This is a genomic window from Dietzia sp. Cai40, from assembly GCF_014145165.1.
Taxonomy (GTDB): domain Bacteria; phylum Actinomycetota; class Actinomycetes; order Mycobacteriales; family Mycobacteriaceae; genus Dietzia; species Dietzia natronolimnaea.
On sequence record NZ_JAALEB010000379.1, the window covers coordinates 1 to 7,646 of the forward strand.

Sequence of the window (7,646 nt, forward strand, 5' to 3'; positions counted from 1 at the left end):
CCGGTGGCACTGGGTGTCGGGGCACGACGAGGCGGCGGCGGCCGCCGCGGACCTCGGGGGCCGCCCGTTCCTCACCGTCGGCCGACAGTCACTGGCGAGGTTCGTCGGTCCGCTCGCCACCCGCGAGGCGCTGGTGAGGGTGGTCGACCCGCCCGAGGGGACGATCCCCGCCCGGTGGCGGCTCCTGCTCGACCGTGGTCCCTACTCGGCCGAGGGCGAGCGGGCGCTGTTCACCGCGCACCGGGCGGACGTGCTGGTGACCAAGGACTCGGGAGGCGTGCACACCTGGCCGAAGATGGCGGTGGCCGCCGAACTCGGGGTGCCGGTGGTCGTGGTGCGCCGCCCGGGGGCCGCTCCGGGTGTAGAGGTGGTGGCCGACGCGGTGTCCGCCGTCGACCGGGTCGGGACCCTGGCCTGAGGAGGCTCCGGACGCCGGGTTCCGGGCCGATCCACAGGGTCCGATGACGGGGTTAACACACGTGTAGAGACGATCGACGCCTCGCCTGGCCGCGTCCGTCCTCGCCGGACCCGATCTCGCGCGGGTCTGCATCGTCGCAGGTCAATCAGGTCGAGGACGGTGGACTGGCCTCACATATCACGACTCCGGCGCCACCCGCAGGGACTTCGCCCAGCCCGGCGCCGCCGAGAACATGATCAGAGAAATCGGCCTAAACACAGAAATGTTCGGACACCTGAGAATAGTGTGGTCTCCATCACACCAGGAGGCCGAGTGTTATCAGTTCGTAATCTCGAAGTCGTCTACGACGACGCGATGCTCGTCATCAGAGGTGCGAGTTTCGACGTGCCGGACGGCCACATCGTCGCGCTGCTGGGCGCGAACGGAGCCGGCAAGTCGACGCTGCTGCGCAGCCTCTCCGGACTACTCGATGTCCACAACGGGGCCATCACCAAGGGGTCGGTCACCCTCGACGGGGAGGACATCGGTTCGCTGAGCGCACCCGCGATCGCGCGACACGGCGTCAAGCACGTCCTCGAGGGGCGACGGATCTTCAAGGAGTTCTCGGTCGAGGAGAACCTGCGCATCGGCGCGCACGTCACGCGCCGCCACCTCCGCGAGGGCCTCGATCGCGTCTACGGGCTCTTCCCCGTCCTCCACGAGCGCAGGTCGCGAGTCGCCGGCTACCTGTCCGGCGGCGAGCAGCAGATGCTGGCGATCGGCCGGGCGCTCATGTCCGCACCGCGATACCTCCTGCTGGACGAGCCGAGCCTGGGCCTGGCGCCCAAGATGGTGGAGCAGATCCGGGACATCATCGTGGAGATCAACTCGCAGGGGACCGGGGTGCTGCTGGTCGAGCAGAACGCGGCGATGGCGCTGTCGATCGCCCGACACGGGTACGTGGTGGAGACCGGCCGCGTGGTCATGGACGGGCCCGCGGCGGACCTGCTCGACAACGACGACATCCGCGAGTTCTACTTGGGCGCGCGCTCGGACTCCGACGAGACGAAGTCCTATCGCGACGTCAAACAGTACCGGCGGCGCAAGAGGTGGGCGTCATGACGAACCCGTCCACCTCCACCCCGGTCGTCGAGTTCTCGCAGGTGAGCCTGGCCTTCGGGAACCTCAAGGCGATCGACGGCGTCGACTTCACCGTCAACCCGGACGAGCTCTTCGCGATCATCGGCCCCAACGGCGCCGGGAAGACCAGCATCTTCAACGTCCTCTCGGGCGTGTACCGGCCGCAGCAGGGGTCGGTGAAGCTCAGGGGACAACAGCTCCTGGGGATGCGTCCGCACAAGATCGCCCGCCTGGGGGTCGCCCGGACGTTCCAGAACGTCGAGTTGTTCGCCAACCTGACGTTGGTCGACAACCTCATGCTGGGCCGGCACGTGAAGTTCCGCTACGGCACGCTCGCGGCGATCGCCTGGGTGGGGCCGGCCAGACGCCAGGAGGAACTGAACCGCGCCGCGGTCGAGGAGATCATCGACCTGCTGGAGCTGCAGGCGTGGCGCAAGCTCCCGGTGGGCCTGCTGCCCTACGGCATCCAGAAGCGCATCGAGCTCGGGCGGGCACTGGCGATGGAGCCGGAGATCCTCCTGCTGGACGAACCCGTGGCCGGGATGAACCTCGAGGAGACCGAGGACACCGCGCGCTTCCTGCTCTCGATCCGACAGGAGTTCAAGACCCCCATGATCCTCGTCGAGCACGACATGAGCCTGGTGATGGACATCGCGGACCGCGTGCTGGCCATCGACTTCGGCGCCCCGCTGGCCCTCGGCACCCCTGCGGAGGTCCAGAGCCACCCGGCGGTGGTGGAGGCCTATCTGGGCGGCCAGGCCGCGGCGCCCGCGTCCGGAGGGGGGAGCTGATGAGCACCACCACTCTGGCCACTCGGGTCCGGGACAACGCCGCCGCCCACCCCGGGGACGTGGCACTGCGCAGGAAGTCCCGGGGTGTCTGGCAGCCGACCACCTGGGCGCAGTACTGGGACCAGATCCAGGACGTCGCGCACGCGCTGATCGCGCTCGGGATCGACACCCAGGACCGCGTCGCGATCCACAGCGAGAACCGCCCCGAGTGGCTGATCTGCGACATCGCGACAGTGGCCGTCCGGGGCGTCAGTGTGGGCGTCTATCCGACCAACCCGGCCGCCGAGGTCGGGTACCTGCTGGAGAACAGCCAGGTGAAGCTGCTGGTGGCCGAGGACCAGGAGCAGGTGGACAAGGCGCTGGCGGTCTCCGACCAGTGCCCCGACCTCGCGCACATCGTGTACCTGGAGCCGCGCGGGATCCGGGGACACTACGACGACGAGCGCCTCATCTACTGGGACGACTTCCTTGCACTCGGTCGCGAGCACCGTCAGAGGGACGACGGGGCGGTGAACCGGCGGATGGAGCAGGCACAGCCCGACGACCTGATCACCCTCGTCTACACCTCGGGATCGACCGGCCCGCCCAAGGGAGCCATGCTCACCACGTCCAACGTCGAGTTCGCGATCGACACCGTCATGACCCGCGGGGGGACGTCCGATCCGCCGCCGGGACCGTCCGACTACGTGCTCACCTACCTCCCGCTCTCGCACGTCGCCGAGCGCTTCTTCACCACCTGGATGAGCTGCGCGAGCCGGCTCCAGGTGACGTTTGCCGAGTCCATCGACACCGTCCCCCAGAACCTCCAGGAGGTGCAGCCCACCCTGGTGATGGGTGTTCCGCGGATCTGGGAGAAACTCCTGGCCTCGGCCCAGATTCGTCTGGAGGACGCCACCTGGCTCAAGCGGAAGTGGTCGGGCTTCTGGCTGGCGCGGGCCGAGCGGATCGGCGATGCCCTGGTCTCGAACGGCGGCCGGCACACCCCGGCCAGCCGCACGTGGTACGTGCTGGGGTGGATCTGCATGTACCGGGCGCTGCGGGTCCGGACGGGATTGCGGTACGCGCGCTACGCGGTCTCCGGAGCTGCGCCGATCGCCCCGGAGGTGCTCAAGTTCTTCATGGGGATCGGTGTACCGATGCACGAGCTCTACGGGATGACCGAGAACTCGGCGATCGCCACCACCAACAAGCCCGGACGGGTGAAGCTCGGAACCGTGGGTGAGCCCCACGAGGGCACCGAGCTGAAGATCGACGAGACCACGGGCGAGATCCTGGTCCGGAGCCCGGCGGTGTTCGCCGGGTACTGGCGCAACCCGGAGAAGACGGCCGAGACCATCGACGCCGAGGGCTGGCTCCACACCGGGGACGTGGGCGAATGGGTCGACGGGACCCACGTCACGATCACCGACCGGATGAAGGACATCATCATCACCGCCGGCGGCAAGAACGTGTCCCCGTCGGAGGTCGAGAACGCCCTCAAGGTGTCCCCCTACATCAAGGAGGCCCTCGTGATCGGCGACGGCCGCAGGTTCCTCACCGCGCTCATCGGGATCGAGCTCGACACTGTCGGCGACTGGGCCACCCGCAAACGGATCGCCTACACCACCTACCGCGACCTGACGGAGAAACCCGAGGTCCGCGAGCTGGTGCAGGGGGTCGTCGACACCGCCAACGAGAGGTTCAACGCCGTGGAGCAGGTCAAGGCGTTCGCACTGCTGCCCAAGGAACTCGATCACGACGAGGGCGAGCTGACCGCGACCCAGAAGGTCAAGCGCTCGGCGGTGACGGGGATGTTCGCGGACCTCGTCGACGAGCTGTACGAGGGGGCACGATGACCCAGTTCCTCAGTGCCCTGAGCGTCGGTCTGGGCTCGGGTGCCATCTACGCACTCGTCGCGATCGGCTTCGTCATGATCTTCAAGGCCACCGGCGTTATCAGCTTCGCGCAGCCCGCGTTCCTCATGTCCGGTGCGATCATCGTCAGCTTCCTCGCTCCGGTGATGGGCTTCTACGTCGGAGCGATCCTCGGGGTGGTCGCCATCGGCGTCGTGGCTCTGCTGGTCGAACGGACGGCGATCCGACCGATGATCGGCAAGGCGGTGTTCATCATCGCGATCATCACCGTGGGACTGGATATCGTCCTCCGCACGATCGCCGGCATGTTCCTGGGTTCTCAACCGCGGTCGGTCGGGGACCCGTGGGGAACCGACGTCTCGGTGATCGCCGGGGTCGTCGTCCAACACAGGCACGTGGCGGCGTTCGTCACCGCCACGGTGATCGTCATCGCCCTCCTGCTGTTCTTCCGGTATTCCTCGGTCGGCCTGGCGATGCGGGCGGTCGCCTCCGACCAGGAGGCCGCGATGGCCCAGGGGGTGAGCGCCAGCCTGATCTTCGCGCTGTCGTGGGCGATGGCCGGTGCGCTGGCCGCGATCGCGGGGATCTTCGCCGCGACCGGCGGTCCTATCGGCAACACCCTGTGGTTGGTGGGACTCATCGCACTGCCCGCGATCGTCATCGGCGGGTTCGACTCGATAGGTGGCGCGATCATCGGCGGCCTGACCATCGGTATCGCCCAGGCCGTCGTGTCGACCTATCACAACCAGTGGTTCCCGGAACTCACCACCAATCTCGGACCGCTGATGCCCTGGATCATCATGCTGGCGGTGCTTCTCGTCAGGCCACACGGACTGTTCGGCACCAAGGAGGTGGAACGGGTATGAGCCATCTCGTATCTTCAGCGGACCCATCCGATACCTCGAGCGGGTCCCGCGGGTCGGCCGGGTCCGCATCGGGATCCCCGACGTCGCAGTCGGGGGCCGGAGGTCGGACCGGTTTCTTCGGACGGCCCCGCGGTCGGCCGGAGCTGTACTCCAGTTACCGGCAGGAACAGGCGCTGTTCAACACGCGCGCCAAGGCGGTCGGCGCCGCGATACTCATCGGAATCGCGGTACTCCTGCCGTTCAACGTCAGCGACGACCTGTTGCGGATCCTCGGCCTGGGACTCGTTCTGGCCATCGGCGGTATCGGGCTCAACCTGATCACCGGCTACGCAGGTCAGATCTCCCTCGGCCACGCGTTCTTCGTCGGGGTCGGGGCGTACACCGCATCGGTGGTGGCCGGCGATCCCGAAGGGCGCGCACTGGGCCTGGGCATCACCTTCGTCCCGGTGTGGATCATCGCCGCGGGTGCGATGGCGGCGCTCTGCGGGGTGGTCGTCGCCCCCTTGGCCACCAGGCTGCGGGGTCTGTATCTCGCGGTGGTGACGCTGGGCCTCGTGTTCCTCGGCACCTACATCTTCACCGAGTGGTCGAGTGTCACCGGGGGGCCGGGAGTCGGTCGCGAAGCACCGCGCCCCGTCGTGTTCGGCAACGACCTCACCCTGGACAGTGCGTTCACCTCGGACCAGAAGCTGTACTGGTTCTTCCTCGCACTCCTCCTGATCGGGGCGCTCGCGGCCCGGAACATCGCCCGCTCGCGGATCGGGCGCGCCTTCGGGGCGATCCGCGATCGCGACATCGCGGCAGGTGTCATGGGCGTCGACCTGGCGCGCTACAAGCTCATCGCGTTCACGGTCTCGTCGTTCTACGCCGGCGTGTGCGGGTCACTGCTGTTCGTCGCGAACCGACACTTCGGGCCGGAGCAGTTCGGACTGATCATGTCGATCCAGTTCGTCGCCATCGTCTTCATCGGCGGGGCCGCGACCATCTCCGGGTCGATCATGGGCGCCCTGCTGATCGCGTCACTTCCCCGGATCTCGGCGGAGGTCGCCCACCTGTTCCCGTTCATCTCCACTGCACCCAACGCCAGCCCCAACATCTTCGAGGTCGAGGCGATTCTGTACGGCGGCCTCATCGTGGCGTTCCTGTTGTTCGAACCGCGCGGTCTGTACGGCGTGTGGCTGCGAATGCGGATGTATTGGAAGAGCTTCCCGTTCACCTACTGAACCCACCCACTGAACACCTGAGGAGAACACCATGAAGTCGAAGACACTACGCAGCGGGGTGGCCGGCCTGTCGGCGATCGCCCTGGTCCTGGCGGGCTGTGGCCGCGACGACGGCGGAGACACCGAGGTCGCCGGCGTCACCGAGGAACCGTGCCCACAGGCGATCGATGACTCGAAGGGCTGCATCTACCTGGGAGCGATCACCGACCTGACGGGACCGTTCTCACCGATCGGCGCCCCGATGATCGAGGGCTCCCAGGCCTACTGGCAGAACGTCAACGAGAACGGCGGCATCGGCGACTACGAGGTCGACATGGTGACCCACGTCCGGGACAACGCCTACAACGAGACCACCCACTCCCAGGAGTACCGGGAGATCAGGGACCAGGTCCTGATGTTGGCCCACTCGATGGGCACCGCCCACACCAACGGCATCCTCGACGACACCCGGCAGCAGAACATCGTCACGGTCCCCGCATCCCTGGGGTCGAACTGGCTGTTCGAGGAGGGCGTCATGGAGTTCGGCACCAGCTACTGTGCCGAGGCCATGAACATGGTGGACTACGCCGTCGACAACTTCGACGCGACGAGTGTCGGCGCGGTGCACTTCCCCGGTGACTACGGTGACGACGCCGCCAAGGGCGCGGAGATCGCCGCCGAGGAACGCGGTGTCGAGTTCACCCGGTACACCACGGCCCCCGGCGGGACCGACGAGCAGACCGCGGTGATCCAGCGGATCCTGGCCGATCAACCGGACGTCGTGGTCCTCTCCACCAGTGCGATCGAGACCGGCGCCATCGTGGGTGCCACCGTCGCGCAGGGGTTCGAGGGCCAGTTCATCGGTTCCACTCCCACGTGGAGCGCCGGTCTGATGGGAAGCCAGGCCGCGCCGGCACTCGAGGCGCGCTACCTGCACGCCGGAGCGGTGGCTCCGTGGGGCCACGACTCGGAAGGCCACATCGAGATGCGGGAGGTCGCCGAATCCATGGGGACCGAGCCCGATGACTGGTTCGTCCTGGGTTGGGGTGCCTCGTCGGTCATCCACGGACTCCTGGAGCAAGCGGTCGAGAACGATGAGCTCACCCGAAGCGGTCTCTACGAGTCGGTCGACTCGCTGACGGGGGTCGACACCGGTGGGATGTTCGCGGAGGGAGCCGGGGACTACTCGGGAGACGTCAACGAGAACGCGTCCCGCTCGAGCATCATCAACCGGATCGAGCCGGGCAGTCCCACGGGCCTCGTCCTGGAGGAGGAGTGGTACGAGGGACCCACGGCGGCCGACTTCGAGTACACGGAGGCGTGCTACCTGATGTGACCGCCCTGAGGTGATCCTCTCAGCGGATACCGGCCGCCCGTCGACCACTGTCGACGGGCGG

The 7,646-nt window shown here is 67.5% G+C and carries 7 protein-coding genes; all 7 read left to right on the forward strand.

What is annotated here, in order from left to right:
- A partial coding sequence (locus tag G6022_RS13860; RefSeq protein WP_182691801.1) for a precorrin-6A/cobalt-precorrin-6A reductase occupies nucleotides 1–418 on the forward strand: 418 nt, incomplete at its 5' end.
- A gap of 312 nt (nucleotides 419–730) precedes the next feature.
- Nucleotides 731–1,519, forward strand: coding sequence for an ATP-binding cassette domain-containing protein (locus tag G6022_RS13865; RefSeq protein ID WP_182616019.1), 789 nt, complete (start codon nucleotides 731–733; stop codon nucleotides 1,517–1,519).
- Nucleotides 1,516–2,328 carry an ABC transporter ATP-binding protein gene (locus tag G6022_RS13870; RefSeq protein ID WP_182638973.1) on the forward strand — a complete coding sequence of 271 codons (813 nt, stop codon included), beginning with the start codon at nucleotides 1,516–1,518 and terminating at the stop codon, nucleotides 2,326–2,328. Before G6022_RS13865 ends, G6022_RS13870 begins: the two co-directional genes overlap by 4 nt.
- Nucleotides 2,328–4,163, forward strand: a complete 1,836-nt coding sequence (locus G6022_RS13875) for an AMP-binding protein (RefSeq protein WP_182638971.1) — start codon at nucleotides 2,328–2,330, stop codon at nucleotides 4,161–4,163. The genes G6022_RS13870 and G6022_RS13875 overlap by 1 nt, the downstream gene beginning before the upstream one ends.
- Nucleotides 4,160–5,047, forward strand: a complete 888-nt coding sequence (locus G6022_RS13880) for a branched-chain amino acid ABC transporter permease (RefSeq protein ID WP_179524134.1) — start codon at nucleotides 4,160–4,162, stop codon at nucleotides 5,045–5,047. The genes G6022_RS13875 and G6022_RS13880 overlap by 4 nt, the downstream gene beginning before the upstream one ends.
- The gene (locus G6022_RS13885; protein WP_179524135.1) at nucleotides 5,044–6,270 is read left to right on the forward strand and encodes a branched-chain amino acid ABC transporter permease; all 1,227 of its coding nucleotides are present in this window, start codon (nucleotides 5,044–5,046) and stop codon (nucleotides 6,268–6,270) included. The genes G6022_RS13880 and G6022_RS13885 overlap by 4 nt, the downstream gene beginning before the upstream one ends.
- Before the next feature lie 31 nt (nucleotides 6,271–6,301).
- Nucleotides 6,302–7,585 (forward strand): ABC transporter substrate-binding protein, encoded by a 1,284-nt coding sequence (locus tag G6022_RS13890; RefSeq protein WP_179524136.1) that lies wholly within the window; start codon nucleotides 6,302–6,304, stop codon nucleotides 7,583–7,585.
- Nucleotides 7,586–7,646: the final 61 nt, after the last annotated feature.